We start from the raw sequence: 20,770 nt of genomic DNA on the forward strand, positions 1-20,770 counted from the left end.
CTTCATTCGTTACTGACAGCGAATGCTGGTTCAGACAGCGGGAAATGCCTTTAAAATCTTTGAAAACTTAAGCGATTCTAAGTGGCGTCCTATTTTAGCTTTTCCAATTTCTCTGTTTAGTCCTTTACCCACTCGGAGATACTAGGAGCATAAAAAAAATTCGGGAGGAAGAAATGAACTGGACTGGAATTGCATTACTCATTCAGCTGTTTTTTGGAATCGTGATAGGACTGTACTTTTGGAACTTGTTGAAGAATCAGCGCACTCAGAAAGTGAGTATCGATAAAGAATCAAAAAAAGAAATGGATCAATTGCGAAAGATGCGATCGGTTTCATTGACTGAACCGCTGTCTGAACGAGTCAGGCCGGGGAAGTTTGCTGATATCGTCGGTCAGGAGGATGGCATTAAGGCACTGTATGCTGCACTTTGCGGCCCTAACCCTCAACATGTCATCGTCTATGGGCCCCCTGGCGTTGGTAAGACTGCTGCAGCCCGTCTTGTGCTGGAAGAAGCTAAGCGTAATAAAAAGTCCCCTTTCCGACCGACATCCGTATTTGTTGAATTGGATGCAACGACCGCCCGGTTTGACGAACGTGGAATTGCAGATCCTTTGATTGGTTCCGTCCACGATCCTATCTATCAAGGGGCTGGAGCGATGGGACAGGCTGGAATTCCGCAGCCGAAGCAGGGAGCTGTTACAAACGCCCATGGAGGGGTCCTGTTCATCGATGAAATTGGAGAACTTCACCCGATTCAAATGAATAAATTGCTTAAAGTGTTAGAAGACCGAAAAGTATTTTTGGAGAGCGCCTATTATAATGAAGAGAATACGAATATCCCTTCCCACATCCACGATATTTTTCAAAATGGACTTCCTGCAGATTTCAGGTTAATTGGAGCAACCACGCGAACGCCGGATGAAATTCCTCCAGCCATCCGTTCACGTTGTCTGGAAGTCTTTTTTAGAGAGCTTCAGTCTCCGGAAATTCAGCAGATTGCGCTGAAAGCTGCGGATAAGGTAAACATGAACGTGGAGGAGGAAACGGTTGAGTTGCTTTCAACCTATGCCAAGAATGGCCGTGAAGCTGTGAATATGATGCAGATTGCGGCAGGGCTGGCCATTACGGAAGACCGTAATTTTATTAAACAAGCAGATATGGAATGGGTCATTCATTCCAGCCAGATGACCCCGCGCCCAGAGAGTAAGATCTCAGAGGAACCAAAAGTAGGATTGGTCAACGGGCTCGCAGTATACGGACCAAACAGCGGTTCACTGCTTGAGATTGAAGTCACCGTTTTACCTGCAAAAAAACAGGGTACGATTACGATAACAGGCATAGTTGAAGAAGAATCGATCGGCAACAGCTCCAAATCAATCAGAAGAAAAAGTCTGGCCAAGGGATCGGTCGAAAATGTGCTGACCGTCCTTCGCAATATGGGAGTCGACGCCGGACTCTATGATATTCATGTCAATTTCCCGGGCGGCGGACCAGTGGACGGGCCATCTGCCGGAATCGCGATCGCTACTGCTATTTACTCGGCCATTCACAATATCAAGATTGATAATGAACTGGCTATGACCGGTGAATTAAGTGTTCATGGAAAAGTGAAGCCTGTAGGCGGAGTGATGGCGAAAGTATTAGCGGCTAAGCTTGCGGGAGTGAAGAAGGTTATTATCCCCAAAGATAATGACCAGGCTATATTGCGTGAAATCTCAGGAATTGAAATCATTCCAGTGACAAAGTTATCCCAAGTATTTCAGCTGGCGTTCCCGGAAATCGATAAAGATAATCAGCAGGCTATACCTGCTTCAGCCTTTTTGCAGTCCCCTCCGAAATCCGTGTGAAGAGGGGGCTTTCCTTTAGAGTGTGAAAACGAGATACAATTAGACAAATTGGCTCTTTATAGGTAGAATTGTACAAAGACTGAAGAAATTTCTCTGTCTTGTGGCATTGAACTGTAGGTTAAGCTCTCTCAAGTGTAATACTGCAAGGAAGCTGCAAATGCCAACATTCTAATAATAGGCTGCATGAATTTGAAATCACTCAATACATTAAGCAGTATTCGGAGGTGTGTTAAATGGACGAAAAAACTACCCGCATCCTTCCCCTCCTTCCTCTTCGCGGCCTGCTGGTGTATCCCACCATGGTGCTCCACCTTGATGTAGGAAGGGAAAAATCCGTACAGGCATTAGAGCAGGTTATGCTTGATGATCAGCATATTTTCCTTTCAACACAAAAGGAAGTAGCTCTAGAAGATCCGAGCGGCGAACAAATATATGAAATCGGAACCCTCTCCAAGGTGAATCAGATGCTTAAGCTTCCCAACGGTACCATCCGTGTGCTCGTTGAAGGCATCCAGCGCGGAAAGATCAAGCAGTTCATTGACCGTGAGGAATACCTGGAAGTTGAAGTAGAACTGATGGAAGATCAGGGCGAAAAGGATTTGGAAATTCAGGCCCTTATGAGAACGGCTCTTCAGCAATTCGAGCAGTACATAAACCTTTCCAAAAAAGTAACACCTGAAACTTTGGCTTCTGTCCAAGATATCGAAGAACCAGGTCGTTTGGCTGATGTTATTTCCTCTCACCTGTCGTTAAAAATTAAAGAAAAACAGCATATCCTTGAAATTATTGACGTGAAGGAAAGGTTGAACCATCTGATTTCCATCCTGAACAACGAAAAAGAAGTACTTGGATTGGAAAAGAAAATCGGCCAGCGCGTCAAAAAGGCGATGGAAAAAACCCAGAAAGAATATTACCTTCGCGAACAGATGAAAGCCATTCAGAAGGAACTTGGGGAAAAAGAGGGCAAGACAGGCGAAATCTCTTCACTTAAAGAAAAAATTGAAGAATCGGACATGCCTGAAAATGTACAGGAGATTGCACTTAAAGAACTGGACAGGTATGAAAAAATGCCAGGTTTCTCTGCGGAGAGCGCGGTCATTCGAAACTACATCGACTGGCTGATCAATTTGCCTTGGACAAAGGAAACGAAAGATCTGCTGGACATTATCCGTACAGAAAAAATTTTAAACGAAGATCATTACGGACTTGAAAAAGTAAAAGAACGTGTACTGGAGTATTTGGCTGTTCAGCAGCTGACCAATTCACTGAAAGGGCCGATCCTCTGTCTTGTCGGGCCCCCTGGAGTCGGTAAAACGTCGCTGGCACGTTCCATTGCAAAAGCGATCGGAAGGAATTTTGTCCGTATTTCCCTGGGGGGAGTGCGGGATGAAGCCGAAATCCGCGGCCACCGCAGGACCTATGTCGGGGCGATGCCTGGCCGTCTTATTCAGGGAATGAAAAAGGCAGGGACGATCAATCCGGTATTTCTTCTCGATGAGATTGATAAAATGTCCAATGACTTCAGAGGAGATCCGTCCGCTGCCCTGTTGGAGGTTCTGGATCCGGAACAAAATAATTCGTTCAGCGATCATTTTATCGAAGAGCCCTATGATCTTTCCAAGGTGATGTTCATAACGACAGCGAACAGCCTGGCGACCATACCTGGCCCGCTGCTCGACCGAATGGAGATCATCTCCATCGCAGGCTATACCGAGGTGGAAAAAGTCCATATCGCTAAAAACCATCTCATTCCAAAGCAATTGAAAGAGCATGGTTTAACAAAATCTCAGTTTCAGCTTAAAGAAGAAGCGATTCTTAAACTTGTTCGAAACTATACGCGAGAAGCAGGCGTAAGGAGCATGGAACGCCAGATTGCAGGTTTATGCAGGAAAGCGGCGAAACAGCTCGTATCCGGTGAGAAGAAGAGAGTAACCATAACGGATAAAAATCTTGAGAGCTATATCGGCAAACCGCGTTTCCGCTATGGACAGGCTGAGATGGAAGATCAGGTAGGAGCAGCGACCGGCTTGGCATATACGACAGCCGGAGGCGATACGCTCTCTATAGAAGTCGCGCTTACACCCGGGAAAGGAAAACTCATCCTGACCGGTAAACTGGGTGACGTGATGAAGGAATCCGCACAGGCGGCATTAAGCTATGTCCGTTCAAGAGCAGAAGAATTTGAAATTGATCCGGATTTTTACGAAAAAACCGATATTCATATTCACGTACCTGAAGGGGCTACACCGAAGGACGGACCGTCTGCCGGTATTACCATCGCAACTGCACTTGTATCTGCTCTTTCAGGAAAGCCAGTGCGCAAGGATGTAGGCATGACCGGAGAAATCACTCTCCGCGGCAGGGTATTGCCGATCGGGGGCTTAAAAGAAAAGTCATTAAGCGCTCATCGAGCGGGGATACAGACCGTGATCATGCCAAAAGAAAACGAAAAAGACATCGATGATATTCCGGAAAGTGTACGCAGCACCCTTGCGTTCATACCGGTATCTCATCTCGATGAAGTGTTAAAACATGCGTTAGTGGGAGACAGTAAATGAAAGTAACAAAAGCAGATATTGTGATTTCGGCGGTAAAGCCGGAACAGTACCCCGAAGACCAGCTTCCGGAAATTGGCCTTGCCGGCCGTTCAAATGTAGGGAAGTCTTCATTCATTAACAAGATGATTGCGCGCAAAAACCTGGCCAGAACGTCATCGCGGCCAGGCAAGACGCAAACTCTTAACTTCTATATCATCAATGATCAGCTTTATTTCGTGGATGTGCCGGGATACGGCTTCGCTAAAGTTTCAAAGACCGAAAGAGAAGCCTGGGGAAGGATGATTGAGCGCTATATCATGGAGAGGCCTCAGCTGAAGGCGGTCGTCCAGCTGGTTGATATTCGCCATGCACCGTCCAAAGACGATGTGATGATGTATGATTGGCTGAAATACCATGAGATTCCTGTTATCGTTGTCGCAACCAAGTGCGACAAGATTCCAAAAGGAAAATGGGAGAAACATTTGAAGGTCGTCCGTGAAACATTGAAAAAGAAGCCGGATGATCCTCTGATTCTCTTTTCTTCTGAAACGGGCCATGGGAAGGATGCGGCGTGGAGCACCATCCTCGAATACACACAAAAAAAATAAACCAGAGCTTCTGCTCCGGTTTATTTTTTCTTTATAAAGATAAAGTAAGCACCCGCCCCAATAAGAATGAACGGCCAAAACCCTTCGATGGATGAGAACCATTCTTTGATGGAGGGAGTGTCTGATCGGTTGAAGAAACTCCATCCTGAGATCGCAAGCAGGACAATCCCTGCCAGCAAGCCTTCCTTTGTCTGTTTGTACATATATAAAAAGGCGAGCGCGATAATAAGAATAATCACGGCGGGTTCCTTTGGCCAGCCGTCAACATGCGAAATCGCATGAAAATGGATACCCAAGCCTAGCAGCAGAACAGCTGAAAAGGAACTTGGGCCCTCTTTGCCGCTTGAACTTTGAACTAGAAAGGCCAATCCGATAATAATCAGAAACGTTGGCCAAGTTAAATAGGGCAGTACATATGTAATATTCATTTGCCGAGCTAAGAAGAATAGCCCGATCCCCAGTAATACAATACCTGAAAAACTTCCTTTACCTTTCATTACAACCTCCAAACCATTTTAAAACGAGTAAATCAATCCTTTGCTAAAAGGGTCGAAATTTGTTATTTTTATATGGGTATAAGTTTATTAATTTTTTTTTAAATTAGATTTGTTTTTTTATAGTTTGTTACGGATTGGACAGAATAGGGAAGAACTAAATTTATGGCTGGAGCCATTTGCGCTTTTCTAATCATAGCATACGATTCATATTCTGTTCACATTTTTAAAATCATTATTTCTTAGTACATGTTATAATGGGCATGGATATTATTGTTGATTTTATGATAGAGATAAAGGGGGTGAGTGGGATGCACATCCTTGTTGTCGGTTTAAACTACAAGACAGCACCTGTTGAGATTCGTGAAAAAGTGTCATTCAATTCAAACGAAATGGACCACGCATTGAAGGCTTTGCGGGAGAGGAAAAGCGTGCTGGAATGCACCATCGTTTCCACATGCAACCGCACGGAAGTATACGCTGTTGTGGATCAGATCCATACAGGGCGCTACTATTTGAAGTCTTTCCTTGCTGAATGGTTTTCCATTGATTCCAACGATCTGAATCCTTTCTTGTTTATTCGCGAGGAAGAGATTGCTGTAGAGCATCTTTTCAGAGTGGCAGCAGGTCTTGATTCTATGGTTCTAGGAGAAACACAAATTCTCGGGCAAGTTCGTGACAGCTTTCTTCTTGCTCAGCAGGTAGGAACTACAGGAACGATCTTTAACCAACTGTTCAAACAAGCAATAACACTTGCAAAACGATCCCACTCGGAAACAGAAATTGGAGAAAATGCTGTATCTGTAAGCTATGCGGCGGTGGAGCTTGCCAAAAAAATCTTTGGCGGGCTTGAAAAAAAGGATATTTTAATCGTAGGTGCAGGGAAGATGGGTGAATTGACGGCCAAACATCTTCACAGCAATGGGGTAGCGAGTGTTCATGTCGTCAACCGTACGTTTGAAAAAGCAGCTGAACTGGCAGCACGGTTCCAGGGGGCCGCTTATCCGATGGAACAAATGACGGCAATGCTCGCCCATGCCGATATCGTCATCACGTCAACCGGTTCGGATTCATACGTCATTACGAAAGAAATGGTTCAATCGGTACTTAAGCAGCGGAAAGGCCGTCCTTTGTTCATGGTGGATATCGCCGTTCCGCGTGACCTGGATCCATCACTGAATGAGCTGGAAAGCGTTTTTCTTTACGATATTGACGATCTGGAAGGCATCGTAGAAGCCAATTTGGCCGAACGAAAGAAGGAAGCCGAAAAGATAGAGATCATGATTGAAGATGAAATTGTGAGCTTTCACTCATGGGTCAACATGCTGGGCGTGGTGCCTGTCATAACCGCACTGCGCGAAAAAGCCTTGGCTGTACAAGCTGAAACGATGCAGAGTATTGAGCGGAAAATGCCTCATTTGACAGATCGTGAAAAGAAAGTATTGAGCAAACATACAAAAAGCATTGTGAACCAGCTGCTTCGAGATCCGATCGTAAGGATTAAAGAGCAGGCCGGAGAACCTGGGGCGGATCAAGCGCTTGAATTTTTTACGAAGATCTTTGCGCTTGAAGAAGAGGTTAAACAGCAAGAGCACAAAAGTGAAATGGAATCAAAAAAGTTAAGTGAAACATCCCCTTCATTGCCTCTGTAACGGGAATGTCACTGGGCTCCTAGAGAGGAGTTTCTGATATGCAGAACGCGAATTGGATATATGATACGACGATCATCTTGTATGCTTTAAGCATCATAGGTTATTTTATCGATTTCTTACAGAACAACCGGAAGGCTAACCGAATGGCCTTCTGGTTGCTTTCTATTGTCTGGACGATGCAGACAGTATTTTTTGTTCAAAGAATGATAGAAGTAGGCCGTCCGCCTATTTTAACGCCTTTTGAAGGCTTGTTTTTTTATGCCTGGATTTTAGTGACCTTCTCTTTGGTCATGAACTGGTTTTTCAGGATTGATTTTTTAGTGTTTTTTACGAACGTACTCGGATTCTTGATCATGTCTATTAATCTTTTCGCTCCGGGAGAACAGGTGAGTGATGAGATGTCGACCCGGCTCATCTCGGAGCTGCTGGTCATCCATGTTACGATGGCTTTTGTATCGTACGGAGCGTTTACGCTCTCTTTTATCTTTTCAATCATGTATTTGCTTCAGCACAGGCTTCTCAAGCAGAAAAAGTGGAGCAAGCGCCTGCAGCGTCTTGGAAGCCTGTCTTTGCTTGAAAGGCTCTCCTTTATGCTCAACATGACAGGTGTTCCGATTCTCCTTTTAAGTTTAATATTAGGCGTGATCTGGGCATTCTTGAAAGTACAGGGCTTTTCATTGCTTGATGCAAAGGTCATTACATCCTTTATCGTTATCGCAGTATACAGTGTATTTTTATATCAAAAAGTGGCGAAGGGGCTTCAGGGGAAATCGCTGGCAATCTGGAACGTAGGGGCATTCCTGATCGTTCTGATCAATTATTTCCTGGCTTCGACCCTGACTGAATTTCACTTCTGGTACCGATAAGGCATACGGTCACTCTTTTAGGAGGTTTTTATAGATGAGAAAAATAATAGTAGGTTCCAGGCGAAGCAAACTCGCCATCACTCAAACCAACTGGTTCATCGATCAATTGAAGGCGCTTGGGCTTCCTTTTGAGTTTGAGGTCAAAGAAATCGTCACCAAAGGCGATGTTATCCTTGATGTCACTCTTTCTAAAGTAGGAGGTAAAGGGCTGTTTGTGAAAGAAATTGAACAGGCTCTGCTTGATAAAGAGATTGATATGGCAGTACATAGTATGAAGGACATGCCCTCTGTTCTGCCGGATGGCCTGATCATCGGCTGTACGCCGAAGCGCGTGGATCCAAGGGACGCTTTTATTTCAGAAAAGTACAAGTCCTTGGAAGAGCTTCCTTCAGGATCCATTGTCGGTACGAGTTCTCTCCGCCGGGCTGCACAGCTGCTTCATGTCCGGCCGGATCTCGAAATAAAATCGATCAGAGGCAATATCGATACACGTCTCGGGAAATTAAAATCCGGTGAATTTGATGCTATCATTCTTGCAGCAGCAGGTCTTGAGCGAATGGGCTGGTCAGCGGATACCGTGACTGAGTATCTGCCCGTATCATTGAGCCTCCCTGCGGTAGGGCAGGGATCGCTCTCCATTGAATGCCGTGAAGAGGATGCAGAGCTTAGGGAACTCCTTCAGCACTTGAACGATGAAGATACTTATCGAACGGTTATGGCTGAACGTGCATTCCTGCATACGCTTGAAGGAGGCTGCCAAGTGCCGATTGCAGCTTATGCAGAAAAAACGGAAGGCCAAGAAATCTCCTTAACGGGGCTCGTGGGTACGCCCGATGGGAAAACGGTGATTAAAGAACAGGCGGTCTCGGATGATCCCAATATGCTGGGAGTGGCCCTCGCGGTAAGACTTCAAGAGAAAGGCGCACTTGAGATCCTCGAAAAAGTAAAGAAAGATCTCGGAATATGAATCCCCGGCCGTTAGCAGGAAAAACGGTGGTCGTAACAAGGGCGGCTGAGCAATCGGCAAGCCTGATTTCAAAACTGGAAGAAGCAGGAGCAGAAGCAGTCAGCTTTCCGGTTCTGCAGATTGTAAAAGTAAACCTGGATCCTGAAGCAAAAGCTTTGCTTCAGCGGTTGGAAGAGTTTGATTGGCTGGTCTTCACGAGCGCGAACGGGGTGGGGTGTTTTCTTCAGTGGCTTGATGAATCAGGGAAGAAGCTGACTGCTCAGAAAATAGCTGCAGTGGGACCCAAAACCGCAAGCAGACTTCAAGAGAGCGGAATTTCCATTGACCTTATACCTGATAAGTACGAAGGAAAAGAGTTGGCCCGTGATTTAATGAAGAGTGTGAAACCCGGATCCAGAGTTCTTATCCCAAAAGGCAATCTTGCTAAGGCAACGGTCACTGATGCGCTTCAGCACCTTGCAAAAGTAACAGAGATCACCGTTTATGAGACGAGGAAGGCCATGCCTTCTATTGAAATGCTTCCCGGGAAAGTGGATGTCATAGTTTTTATGAGTCCATCCAGTGTGGTCTATTTCGGTGAAGCTGCTGGCGATCGCCAGCAGCTGTATCACCAGAACACAGCTGCAGCCTGTGTGGGGCCTGTCACGGAAGAGAAAGCGAAAGAATTTGGGTTTCATAAGCGGATTAGTGCCACTGATTATACTGAAGAAGGTATAATAAAAGCTGTGAAGAGTTATTTCAGGGAGGAGACCACATCATGAATTTTCAAAGACATAGAAGATTAAGAAGCAGTGAAAGTATGCGGGCCCTTGTAAGAGAGACGCATATCGCTACAGACGATTTAATCTATCCGATCTTTTTTGTAGAAGGTGAGCGCATTAAGCAGGAAGTCCCTTCCATGCCTGGGGTCTACCATGTCTCTCTTGACTATTTAGAAGAAGAAATGCAGGAGCTTGTGAATCTTAATATCCGTTCTGTTATGGTCTTCGGGGTACCGGACCATAAGGATGAGGCAGGGAGCTCAGCATATGATCATAACGGAATCGTACAAAAGGCCATCAAGAAAATAAAAGAAGGGTTCCCGCAGCTGACAGTTATTGCGGATACATGCCTTTGCCAATATACGGACCATGGGCATTGCGGTATCATCCGTGACGGGGAAGTGCTCAATGATGAATCACTATCTGCTCTAGCCAGCACGGCGGTTTCACAGGCGAAAGCAGGAGCGGATATAATAGCTCCTTCCAATATGATGGATGGATTTGTCGCAGCGATCCGGAAAGGCCTGGACGAAGCAGGGTTTATGAATGTTCCGATCATGTCTTATTCTGTTAAATATTCTTCTGCCTATTATGGGCCGTTCAGGGAGGCTGCTCACAGCTCGCCGCAGTTCGGAGACCGAAAATCCTATCAGATGGATCCGGCCAACCGGCTCGAAGCATTGCGTGAAGCCGAGTCCGATATCGAAGAAGGAGCAGACTTCCTGATGGTCAAACCAGCACTTGCTTATCTGGATGTGCTGCGTGAACTGAAAGACCGTTATCCTCTTCCGCTCGTTGCCTACAATGTGAGCGGTGAATATTCCATGATCAAGGCTGCTGCCCAAAACGGCTGGATCGACGAGGAAAGCATCGTGATGGAAACATTAATCGGGATGAAGCGCGCAGGAGCTGATCTGATCATCACGTACCATGCGAAGAATGTATCACGCTGGTTAAACCGCTAAGGACAGGAGATGTAAACATGAGAAGCTTTGAAAAATCAAGTGCTGCCTTTCAGGAGGCCAAGAAATACATGCCAGGAGGCGTTAACAGCCCAGTGCGTGCGTTTAAATCGGTAAATATGGATCCTGTATACATGGAGCGCGGCAAAGGCTCCAAGATCTATGATATTGATGGAAATGAATATATCGATTATGTGCTGTCCTGGGGCCCTTTAATTCTTGGACATGCCAATGAACAAGTAGTGGAAGCTCTAAAGAAAACAGCTGAACTTGGAACGAGCTTTGGAGCTCCAAGCGAATGGGAAACAAAGCTCGCCAAGCTTGTTGTCGAAAGGGTTCCTTCGATCGAGATCGTCCGCATGGTAAACTCCGGTACTGAAGCGACGATGAGTGTACTTCGCCTTGCGAGAGGCTATACTGGCAGAAACAAGATTTTAAAATTTGAAGGGTGTTACCACGGCCACGGGGATTCACTGCTCATTAAGGCTGGATCAGGTGTAGCGACGCTAGGACTGCCTGACAGCCCAGGAGTTCCCGAGTCCATCGCTAAGAATACCATTACCGTTCCATACAATGATTTGGAAAGCGTGCGTTATGCATTTGAACAGTTTGGTGAGGACATCGCATGTATCATCGTTGAGCCGGTTGCGGGTAACATGGGCGTGGTTCCTCCTCAAAAAGGGTTCCTGGAAGGTCTTCGCGAGATAACTAAGCAATATGGCTCTCTTTTAATCTTTGATGAAGTGATGACCGGATTCCGGGTGGATTACAACTGTGCACAAGGATATTTTGGAGTAACGCCAGACCTTACGTGCCTTGGAAAGGTCATTGGCGGAGGACTTCCTGTTGGAGCGTACGGCGGGAAGAAGGAAATCATGGAGCAGATTGCACCAAGCGGGCCGATCTACCAGGCAGGCACTCTATCAGGAAACCCGCTGGCCATGGCAGCGGGATATGAGACGCTGTCCCAGCTGAAACCTGAATCTTATCAGGATTTTGTGAAAAAGGGTGACCGCTTGGCTGAAGGAATCGCAGCTGCAGCTGAAAAATACAGCATTCCCCACACCTTGAACAGAGCAGGTTCCATGATCGGCTTCTTTTTCACTGACCAGGATGTAGTAAATTATGAAACGGCAAAATCATCGAACCTGGATCATTTTACCCGTTATTTTAAATATATGCTGGAAGAAGGCATCTCACTTCCTCCGTCTCAATTTGAAGGCTTGTTCCTTTGTACAGAGCACAGTGATGAAGATATCGAGAAAACCATTGCTGCCTGTGAAAAAGCCTTCTCCAGACTATAAATTCGAACTGCTCTTTTAGAGGGCAGTTTTTTTTGTTCTTCTCTTCCAATCATATTTTTACCAATTGGGTCATAATCCTGTAATGTATGATAATTGGCTGAAAGGAGGAGAAAGGCATGAATCCATCGAAGCTGCGTTTCTCCATAGAGGAGTCCGTCTGGTTAAAGAAAGGACAGGAAGTTGCAGAAGTGTTATCAATGGCTCTGGAGCCTGATATTCAGATCACTGAAGAAGGCGGCCAGGTTTGTGTAAAAGGAGCTTTAAAACTGCACGGAGAGTACCGTCCATGCGCAATGGATGACGGGAATTCCCTTAACCTGGAAACGGGGTCCCTGAGAGAGCAGGTTTCCTACCGCTCGCTGACACAGCTGAAAATGAACGATGAGGGGATAGCAGAACTCGATCACCGGTTCCCTGTTGATATCACGATCCCATCAACAAGGGTGCCAAAGCTCGATGAAGTGTTTGTTCTTGTAGATGCCTTTGATTATGAGCTTCCAAATCCCACTTGCCTGGAGTTAACAGCATCCGTATCCATCTCGGGCATCCAGGATGGAAATGAGGTGTCTGTACAAGATGAACAGGACGATTTTCAGGCTCCGGAGATGATTGAAGAGAACATGGTCGCTGATGAAGACATATCAGCGGTTCAGGAACAAAACGAATACGAAGCGTTCCAGATTCCTGTGTTTGAAGCTAGATTTGAAGAGAGAGATGAGCAGGAAGACATGGATTCAGAAGAGGAAATAAGAACAGAAGAACAAGAAATCTTTGCTCCTTTCCAATTTGAAGCGAAAAAGCTGTTTGAGATGCCGGTTATTGAACCGGAAAACGAAACCGAATATACGGAACCTGCGATTAATTACAACCGTCAGGACGATGAACCAGCTGCTTATCAAGCGTTTAATGAAGAAGAGGCAATGGATCAACGGGACCAACAGGAAGGACAGGAAGAAGAACAGTATGAACAGGCAGAACAGTATGAACAGGCAGAACAGTATGAACAGACAGAACAGGAAGAACAGGCAGAACAGTATGAACAGGCAGAACAGTATGAACAGGCAGAACAGTATGAACAGACAGAACAGGAAGAACAGGCAGAACAGGAAGAATTAGAAGCACAGGAAGCACAGCAGGCAGAAGAGGCTGACAACGGAATCCCAGCTTTAAAATCTCTGTCTTACTATACACCTTCCTATACTCCTCCTCCTCCTCCGCCTATCATGCCAAGCCAACAGATAGAGGTACCTGCCGAAGTTCAAGAGACTTATAGCCGGCCGGAGCCGCAGTCCTATTCAGCGGAACCAGCAGAACCGCCGTTCCTGGAGCCCTCTGATGAAATGGAAGACGATCAGGAACAGGCAGATACTTCAGCAAGTTCGGCAAGGAAAGAGGAGAATGCTTTATATTTAACGAAGATGCTTTCCGGAAATGAAGAACGATTTTCAAAGATGAAAATGTATATCATCCAGCGCGGAGAGTCGCTTGACAGCATTTGCGAGCGATATGAAATCTCCATTCATTCCCTGATGAGAGTCAATCGTATCAACCAGGAAGAGGTCGCAGAGGGCCAAATCATTTACATCCCAGTTTCACAAAGCCGCTAGTTAAGGTCAGGTGGAAACGATGACCATATTACAGGAAATAAAGAAGCATTATGAGCTTCAAACCGTGACATGGAAAGAAAAAGAAACCCTGGTGGACACCGATTGCGGAGTCAAACGGATCCGAATCTGGAGTGACTTGCATCTCTTAAACTGGCATGTCCGATGGAGAGATGAAGTCGGCAAGAATAGCCTGGCGGTTGCCGACCGGATGATCAGGACAGTGGACGGAGCTTGTTGGGTAGATCTAGAAGGCAGATACCTTACTCTCCATGATTATGTGGAGGGGCGGCATGAGAGGGGCGGTCACGAGAAAAGGTGGGGCCTTCTGCTTGGCAATATGCTCCAAGCTGGTCTTGATCTGCAAAAGGAGTTCGGTCCCATCACTCATGCCGACCGCTATTCCTTTGATGCGTGTCTGGCAGCCATCCATAAACTGAGCAAGGATTACAATGAACTTGTTAGTGTCCGTAATTCTTTGCCTGAAGCGAACAAAAGATTGAACCTTGCCATGGAACTAAAACAGGCATCCTCTCAAGTGCCGCTGCCGCTTCTTGACTCAGATACACACATGAGCAATGGAGCACAGATTTTCAATATTTTATTTTATCGGGGAAGCAATGGATATCCAGAAGAAGGCTACCGCCCGCTCCGTAAATTTTTGACGGAATGGCTGAAGGAATGCGGTCCCTATTCTCTGCGGAAGTTATTAACCTGCATCAACGAACATTTCTCTTTGGAGCGCGAACAGGGATATTTGCTTCTGGCAGAAATCTTGACGCCATGGGAACTGCAGGATTGCGTGGATCAATTAAAGAATACAGAGCTGTCTCATATTGTTGCTTGCGTTGAATCATTCGAACAAGATTGGGATTTTAACAGAATCCTTCTTCACTGTTTTACTGACTGGATGGACGATAAACGAAAGAGGGTGGCTTTGTGAGCCATTCAAACGAAACCGTAAATTATGGTCCCGTCCTATTTCAATATGACCTCTATCCAGAGAAAATTGAGGCGTTTGGCAAAGTGAAAAAAGTGATATCAAGAAGAGGGACATTTGCGTTAAAGGAAACGAGTTTAAACGAAGAAGAAGTGAACTGGTTTACTCATGTCGTCCACAGGCTGTCCGAAATCGGCTACCATCAGATCGTTCCTCTCTATCCAACGAAATACGGTGATTATACTGTACAGCATGGGAACAAGACCTACTATCTCATGCCGTGGTTTGCAGGCAGTGAACGGCTGGGGCAGACTCGGGAAGAAGTGATGATCGATGAGATCGGAAAAATTCATTATTTGACCTTGAAAGAACAGGACTTCTCTCCTGAGGTGGTCGACCACTCCTTTCATTACTTGATGCAGCGATGGGAAACACGGCAGCTTGAAATGGAGAGATTTGCTGAGGAATCTGAAAGGATGCCGTACATGTCTCCTTTCGAGCTGACGTATTTAAGCCATTTTCATCACATGATGAAAATGGCGGAGGAAGCCAAACGGCGCTTGAAAGACTGGTACGATGCCTGCCATGCAGAAAAAAGGTATCGCAGTGCACTTTGCCACGGCAAACTGTCACGAAATCATTTGTTATTTTCTCATAATGGAGAACCGCATCTCCTTAATTTTGAAAGAGCAGTACTTGATACGCCTGTAAGGGATTTGGCGATCTTCTTCAGAAAAGCCGTACATCATTCCAGCTGGACGCGAGAAGAGGGCGGAAGGCTGCTTTCGCTGTATGAGAGGCATATTCCACTCCTTGATGAGGAAAAAAGCCTCTTGGTCAGCTATATGAGCTATCCTGAACCCATCTTTAACTCCGTTGATTTATACCGTCATAAAAGAGAACGATACAGCCAGATTGAGTTTGTCCACCGTTTGGAAAAAAGGATATCGGCGATGAGGCATATCAGGGATTTCTGCGATCTAATCCTGACACCTCCGCCGCCTGCACCGCTCGATCCAAATGAAAATGTCGATCACATATAGCAGGCTATATGTGATCTTTTTTAATTTTTATAACACCTCATACGAAAAACAAAAATGAAGAATGAGCAGGATGAGGATGATCATAAAATCTATGCCGGATGGAAACAGGATGGTGCGGATAATCTGAAACACGATCAGAGGTATGGTAAATTGGCTAACGACATCCCTTGCTGCCCGGAGCCAATCAGGAATCTGAAACTTAAATGGAAGTTTGCGGTTTCTTTTGAAATAGCGTTTAGCCATGACGATCCTTCTTTCGTACATCTAGGTTGATATCATGGTATTCAGAAGCCCGCCTATTCGTGAATAAAAGCCGGCATTCACACTTTTATTTTGCGTGAATAGAATATTTGTTACTACAAATGGGAAAGCTATTGACGTTTTCCTGTTTTACTAGTTAAAATAGTGAGTAATGAAATGATATCACTTGCTTTGAAAGGGAAGAGTACAACGACTGTCCTTAAAGAGAGGGAAATCAGATGGCTGAGAGATTTCCTAAGGAAAACGACGCTGGAAGGTCGCCCTGGAGCAGCTTCTTTGAACAAAGGCTTTTGCCTTATTAGAAGAAGACGGCGAAAAACCGTTATCCGGCAATGAGTGTGCAAGAAGTGTAATTTTGCTTGTTGCAAACAAAGGTGGTACCGCGAACAATGCTTCTTTCGTCCTTTGAGACGAAAGGGGCTTTTTTATTTGTATTGAGAAGGAGGAGACATTCATGTCTACTGAAAAGCAAGAAGTTACAATGCCTACGAAATATGATCCGAAGGCAACTGAAGAATCCTGGTATAAATACTGGGTGGACGGCAAATTTTTTGAGGCAACAGGTGAAGAATCCAAAACGCCTTATACGATTGTAATCCCGCCGCCGAACGTAACCGGCAAACTCCACCTTGGCCATGCCTGGGACACCACACTTCAAGATATTTTAAGCCGGGCAAAACGTATGCAGGGCTATGACGTTCTATGGCTTCCCGGAATGGACCATGCGGGAATTGCGACACAGGCAAAGGTTGAAGCAAAACTGCGTGAACAAGGTATTTCCCGTTATGATCTTGGAAGAGAAAAATTCCTTGAAAAAGCTTGGGAATGGAAGGATGAGTATGCGGATTTTATCCGGAATCAATGGGCAAAACTGGGACTCGGCCTCGATTTTTCACGTGAGCGCTTTACACTGGATGAAGGTCTGTCAGAGGCGGTCCGCGAAGTATTTGTTACGCTTTATAACAAAGGTTTAATCTATCGCGGTGAATACATCATCAACTGGGACCCGCAGACAAAAACTGCTCTTTCTGATATTGAAGTAATCCATCAGGATGTCCAGGGGGCATTCTATCACATGAGATATCCTCTTGCAGACGGATCCGGCCATATCGAAGTTGCAACCACAAGACCGGAAACGATGCTTGGAGATACGGCCATCGCGGTACATCCAAAAGATGGGCGTTATCAGCATTTAATCGGTAAAAAGGCCATCCTGCCAATCGTCGGGCGTGAGATTGAAATTGTGGGCGACGATTATGTGGACATGGAATTCGGTTCAGGTGCTGTCAAGATTACACCTGCTCATGATCCGAATGACTTCGAGATCGGTAACCGCCATAACCTTGAACGAATCCTTGTTATGGACGAGGGCGGCAAAATGAATGAAAACGCAGGCAAGTATCAAGGATTGGACCGTTTTGAATGCCGCAAGCAGATCGTTAAAGACCTTAAGGATGCAGGCGTACTCTTTAAAATTGAAGAACACATGCATTCTGTAGGGCACTCTGAGAGAAGCGGGGCGGTAGTTGAACCTTACCTCTCGACTCAATGGTTTGTAAAGATGCAGCCGTTGGCAGAAAAGGCCATCGAGCTTCAAAAATCAGAGGAAAAAGTAAACTTTGTACCGGAACGTTTTGAGAAAACATATCTGCATTGGATTGAAAACATCCGTGACTGGTGTATTTCCAGACAGCTTTGGTGGGGTCACCGTATTCCTGCCTGGTACCATAAAGATACCGGCGAAGTATACGTAGGCCATGAGGCGCCAAAAGATGTAGAAAACTGGGAGCAGGATACAGACGTTCTTGATACGTGGTTCTCATCCGCACTTTGGCCATTTTCCACCATGGGATGGCCGGACGACGAAGCGATTGATTTCAAACGCTATTATCCGACCAATGTACTGGTTACAGGTTATGACATCATCTATTTCTGGGTGGCCCGCATGATCTTCCAGGGTATGGAGTTTACTGAAAAAAGGCCGTTCAATGATGTATTGATCCATGGACTTGTTCGTGATTCTGAAGGCCGTAAGATGAGTAAATCTCTTGGCAACGGTGTTGACCCGATGGATGTTATTGAAAGATACGGAGCGGATGCTCTTCGTTTCTTCCTGTCCACAGGCAGCTCGCCAGGTAACGATCTTCGTTTTTATTGGGAAAAGGTAGAATCTACCTGGAACTTTGCCAATAAGATATGGAATGCTTCACGCTTCGCCCTCATGAACATGGATGGAATGAAAGTGGAGGAAATTGATCTCACCGGCGACCTTAGCCTGGCAGATCAATGGATCTTAACCCGTTTTAATGAAACAGCTGAAAATGTAACCAGACTGATTGATACGTATGAATTTGGAGAAGTTGGCCGGCTTCTTTATAACTTCATCTGGGATGATTTGTGTGACTGGTATATTGAGATGGCCAAACTTCCGCTTTATGGGGAAGACGAGGCTGCCAAAAAAACGACTCGCTCAGTATTGGCTTATGTATTGGACCATACATTGAGGATGCTTCATCCGATCATGCCATTTATTACCGAGGAAATCTGGCAGCATCTTCCTCATGACGGTGAATCGATCACCGTTGCGCAATGGCCTGTGAAGCGTGAAGATCTTCACTTCCCGGAAGCTGCCAGAGATATGAATCTCGTAACTGAGATTATCCGTACAGTACGTAACATCCGGTCTGAGATGAACGTTGCACCGAGCAAGCCGATCGAGCTGCAGATCAATGCCAAGAGTCAAGAAGTGCTGAACGCCCTCGAGGCCAACCGCAGCTATCTTGAAAAGTTCTGCAACCCAAGCACATTGACGCTTGGGACGGAGCTTTCAGCACCGGATAAGTCAATGAGTGCTGTACTTACCGGGGTAGAGATGTATCTGCCGCTTGAAGGCTTAATCAACCTGGAAGAAGAGATTCAGCGTCTTGAAAAAGAAGTAGAAAAATACAACAAAGAAGTCGAACGTGTACAGAAGAAATTAAGCAACGAAGGCTTCATGAAAAAAGCTCCTGAAAAAGTAATCGAAGAAGAACGAGCAAAAGAGAAGGACTACAGCGAAAAACGCGATAAAGTCCGCCAGCGCATTCAAGAACTGAAAGCATAAAAAGAGAGCCTGAAGTGTCACACACTTTCAGGCTCTTTTAATTGCCTTGAGATATGGGCGATATAAATTTTGGCGATGTTGATGTCGGATGTTGCGCTTAACGTACGGCTGCCCACTACGTCCTCCACTTCATTAAAAATAAAAGAGTGGTCCTCTTCCATTAAAAAATCGATCCCGGCCATTCCAATATCAAAATAAGACATCACTTTGTGTACCAATGCTTTCTGTTCTGCATTCAGTTCATAGAATTGAGCTTTTCCTCCGAGAGAAAAGTTCGCTCTGAAATCCTCGTCAGAACTTCGAAGGACAGCGCCGACGATTTGGTCTTCAACGACAAATACCCGAACATCTCTGCCAGGAAGAGCCGCAGGTTTTTGAATCACCCAATCCTGCGTGGGATAAGTGGATAGCGCCTCCGACAATTCCTGATCGTTCTTTGCAAGGTAAACCTGTGCACCGCCTCTTCCTGAAGCTAACTTTGCAATTAAAGGAAAGTCAAAAGGCAAAGATTCAGGACGATATAAAGAAGGAGAGATGAACAGGGTATCCATCATGGGAATACCAGCCCCCGTCAAAAGCTGGTGTGTCATGGCCTTATCATTCGCTACTCTGGAAACAAAAGATGAGTTAAAGGTTTTAACACCCATTTTTTCAAGCTGCTGAGAGAATAGAGGGTGAATCGTTCGGACCACAGCAAACTCTGGTAATGGTTCCTGCCGCTTATCGTAATAGAGAGAAAGCTGATTTTTCGTTACACCGAATGCAAACCTTTCGATGTAGCGGAGTTCCAGACCTAACCCCGCTTCTTCAGCCTCTTCCGTCAGCCATCTGATGAAGGACGCATTTTTTACAGAATCTACTTCACTATATATCAACCAGCCCTTTTTATTCATGGACGGATCCTCTTCGTTTGAGATCATCGAGGATAAAATCCATCATAGGGAGAGCAACATCAATGCCCGTACATTCATAAATGCTGCGGATATGAGCGTTTGAGTTAATTTCACAAACGAGAGGAGATCCATCCGGGCCAAACAGCAGGTCGACTCCAGCAAAGGCGGTGCCTGTAACTTCCGCACACGCTGCGGCCAGTTGAACCTGTTCTTCTGTCGGGGTATAGGGCTCTGTTTTTCCGCCGAAACTTACATTTGCACGGAAATCGGACTCCGATCTTCTCAGCATGCAAGCAACGGCCTTACCGTCGACAATATTGATCCTTACATCTCGGCCGTAGCTCGAGCCGACCATCTCCTGAAACACATACTCCGTGTTTTTTAGGGTCCGCATCAGCTCCAGCAATCTCTGCTCATTTTCTGCGAGATGTACCTGCATGCCAAAGGAACCAAAGGCCTCTTTAATAACCATCGGAAAGCCGATTTCCTTTACGATAGCAGGATAATGGCTGTAATCATGCAGGTCTCCGAACACTTTTGGTGCTATAATGGTTTTTGGAAACGGGATTCCGTGGTCTGCCAGGGTTTGGTACATTCTCGATTTGTTATCGCAGATTTCTATAGAATCCGCAGAATTATATACCGGTATACCTAATTTTTCGAGTTGTTTGGCAAGGAAAACATCCTTGTCTCCGAAGATCACAAAGTCTGGAGAGCTGTTTTCATAGCGTCCAGAAATAGAAGATTTTCCGTTCGTAAACGACACGAGCAATTCATTATTTTTGATGATTGATGGTGTAATGCCTTTTTTTTCTGCAGCTCTAGCTGTCCATTCGGCAAAATCCATAAACTTTTTCTGAGGCAGATTGCCGTTATAGACAATCCAGCAGGTTGGTTGTGCCATGGTTGTCCTCCGTCATGTTCCAAT

Annotated in this window: 17 protein-coding genes and 1 other annotated feature; of the genes, 13 read left to right on the forward strand and 4 right to left on the reverse strand. The window is 45.6% G+C overall.

Going from position 1 to position 20,770, the window contains the following annotated elements:
* The first annotated feature begins 173 nt into the window (after positions 1-173).
* From lonB to yihA, 3 genes are all read left to right on the forward strand, one after another.
* The gene (gene lonB, locus QYF49_RS06630; protein ID WP_290398802.1) at positions 174-1,847 is read left to right on the forward strand and encodes an ATP-dependent protease LonB; all 1,674 of its coding nucleotides are present in this window, start codon (positions 174-176) and stop codon (positions 1,845-1,847) included.
* A gap of 233 nt (positions 1,848-2,080) precedes the next feature.
* Positions 2,081-4,405 (forward strand): endopeptidase La, encoded by a 2,325-nt coding sequence (gene lon / locus QYF49_RS06635; RefSeq protein WP_290398803.1) that lies wholly within the window; start codon positions 2,081-2,083, stop codon positions 4,403-4,405.
* The gene (yihA, locus tag QYF49_RS06640; protein WP_290398804.1) at positions 4,402-4,992 is read left to right on the forward strand and encodes a ribosome biogenesis GTP-binding protein YihA/YsxC; all 591 of its coding nucleotides are present in this window, start codon (positions 4,402-4,404) and stop codon (positions 4,990-4,992) included. Before lon ends, yihA begins: the two co-directional genes overlap by 4 nt.
* A gap of 20 nt (positions 4,993-5,012) precedes the next feature.
* Here the strand turns inward: yihA and QYF49_RS06645 are convergent, their stop codons facing one another.
* On the reverse strand, positions 5,013-5,489 hold the full coding sequence (locus tag QYF49_RS06645) for a LiaF transmembrane domain-containing protein (RefSeq protein ID WP_290398805.1): 477 nt from the start codon (positions 5,487-5,489) through the stop codon (positions 5,013-5,015).
* Between the two features lie 308 nt (positions 5,490-5,797).
* Here QYF49_RS06645 and hemA point away from each other — a divergent pair, with 308 nt between their 5' ends.
* The 9 genes from hemA (at position 5,798) to ysxE (ending at position 15,585) form a co-directional block, all read left to right on the forward strand.
* The gene (gene hemA, locus QYF49_RS06650; RefSeq protein WP_290398806.1) at positions 5,798-7,138 is read left to right on the forward strand and encodes a glutamyl-tRNA reductase; all 1,341 of its coding nucleotides are present in this window, start codon (positions 5,798-5,800) and stop codon (positions 7,136-7,138) included.
* 38 nt (positions 7,139-7,176) lie between these two features.
* Positions 7,177-8,004 carry a cytochrome c biogenesis protein gene (locus QYF49_RS06655; RefSeq protein ID WP_290398807.1) on the forward strand — a complete coding sequence of 276 codons (828 nt, stop codon included), beginning with the start codon at positions 7,177-7,179 and terminating at the stop codon, positions 8,002-8,004.
* Positions 8,005-8,038: 34 nt separating this feature from the next.
* Positions 8,039-8,971: a hydroxymethylbilane synthase gene (gene hemC / locus QYF49_RS06660; RefSeq protein WP_290398808.1), complete on the forward strand. Its 933-nt coding sequence runs from the start codon at positions 8,039-8,041 to the stop codon at positions 8,969-8,971.
* 26 nt (positions 8,972-8,997) lie between these two features.
* Positions 8,998-9,732, forward strand: a complete 735-nt coding sequence (locus QYF49_RS06665; RefSeq protein ID WP_290398809.1) for a uroporphyrinogen-III synthase — start codon at positions 8,998-9,000, stop codon at positions 9,730-9,732.
* Entirely contained in the window at positions 9,729-10,697 is a 969-nt protein-coding gene (gene hemB / locus QYF49_RS06670) for a porphobilinogen synthase (RefSeq protein WP_290398810.1), read from the forward strand. The genes QYF49_RS06665 and hemB overlap by 4 nt, the downstream gene beginning before the upstream one ends.
* Positions 10,698-10,714: 17 nt before the next feature.
* On the forward strand, positions 10,715-11,998 hold the full coding sequence (gene hemL / locus QYF49_RS06675) for a glutamate-1-semialdehyde 2,1-aminomutase (RefSeq protein ID WP_290398811.1): 1,284 nt from the start codon (positions 10,715-10,717) through the stop codon (positions 11,996-11,998).
* Positions 11,999-12,114: 116 nt separating this feature from the next.
* Entirely contained in the window at positions 12,115-13,605 is a 1,491-nt protein-coding gene (locus QYF49_RS06680) for a LysM peptidoglycan-binding domain-containing protein (RefSeq protein WP_290398812.1), read from the forward strand.
* 19 nt (positions 13,606-13,624) lie between these two features.
* A complete protein-coding gene (locus QYF49_RS06685; RefSeq protein WP_290398813.1) occupies positions 13,625-14,545 on the forward strand; it encodes a hypothetical protein in 921 nt (306 codons plus the stop codon).
* On the forward strand, positions 14,542-15,585 hold the full coding sequence (gene ysxE / locus QYF49_RS06690; RefSeq protein WP_290398814.1) for a spore coat protein YsxE: 1,044 nt from the start codon (positions 14,542-14,544) through the stop codon (positions 15,583-15,585). Before QYF49_RS06685 ends, ysxE begins: the two co-directional genes overlap by 4 nt.
* A 27-nt stretch (positions 15,586-15,612) precedes the next feature.
* Here ysxE and QYF49_RS06695 read toward each other — a convergent pair whose 3' ends face one another.
* Positions 15,613-15,828: a hypothetical protein gene (locus tag QYF49_RS06695; RefSeq protein WP_290398815.1), complete on the reverse strand. Its 216-nt coding sequence runs from the start codon at positions 15,826-15,828 to the stop codon at positions 15,613-15,615.
* Positions 15,829-16,008: 180 nt separating this feature from the next.
* Positions 16,009-16,255, forward strand: a binding site (T-box leader).
* A 45-nt stretch (positions 16,256-16,300) separates the two neighbouring features.
* Between QYF49_RS06695 and QYF49_RS06700 the strand changes: the two genes are divergently transcribed.
* Positions 16,301-18,949, forward strand: coding sequence for a valine--tRNA ligase (locus QYF49_RS06700; RefSeq protein ID WP_290398816.1), 2,649 nt, complete (start codon positions 16,301-16,303; stop codon positions 18,947-18,949).
* A gap of 17 nt (positions 18,950-18,966) precedes the next feature.
* On the opposite strand, the gene QYF49_RS06705 is transcribed toward QYF49_RS06700, so the two are convergent.
* Positions 18,967-19,842: an ATP-grasp domain-containing protein gene (locus QYF49_RS06705; protein WP_290398817.1), complete on the reverse strand. Its 876-nt coding sequence runs from the start codon at positions 19,840-19,842 to the stop codon at positions 18,967-18,969.
* Positions 19,835-20,746 (reverse strand): ATP-grasp domain-containing protein, encoded by a 912-nt coding sequence (locus QYF49_RS06710; protein ID WP_290398818.1) that lies wholly within the window; start codon positions 20,744-20,746, stop codon positions 19,835-19,837. Before QYF49_RS06710 ends, QYF49_RS06705 begins: the two co-directional genes overlap by 8 nt.
* Between the last annotated feature and the right edge of the window lie 24 nt (positions 20,747-20,770).

This window comes from Fictibacillus terranigra (assembly GCF_030412265.1).
Taxonomy (GTDB): domain Bacteria; phylum Bacillota; class Bacilli; order Bacillales; family Fictibacillaceae; genus Fictibacillus_C; species Fictibacillus_C terrinigri.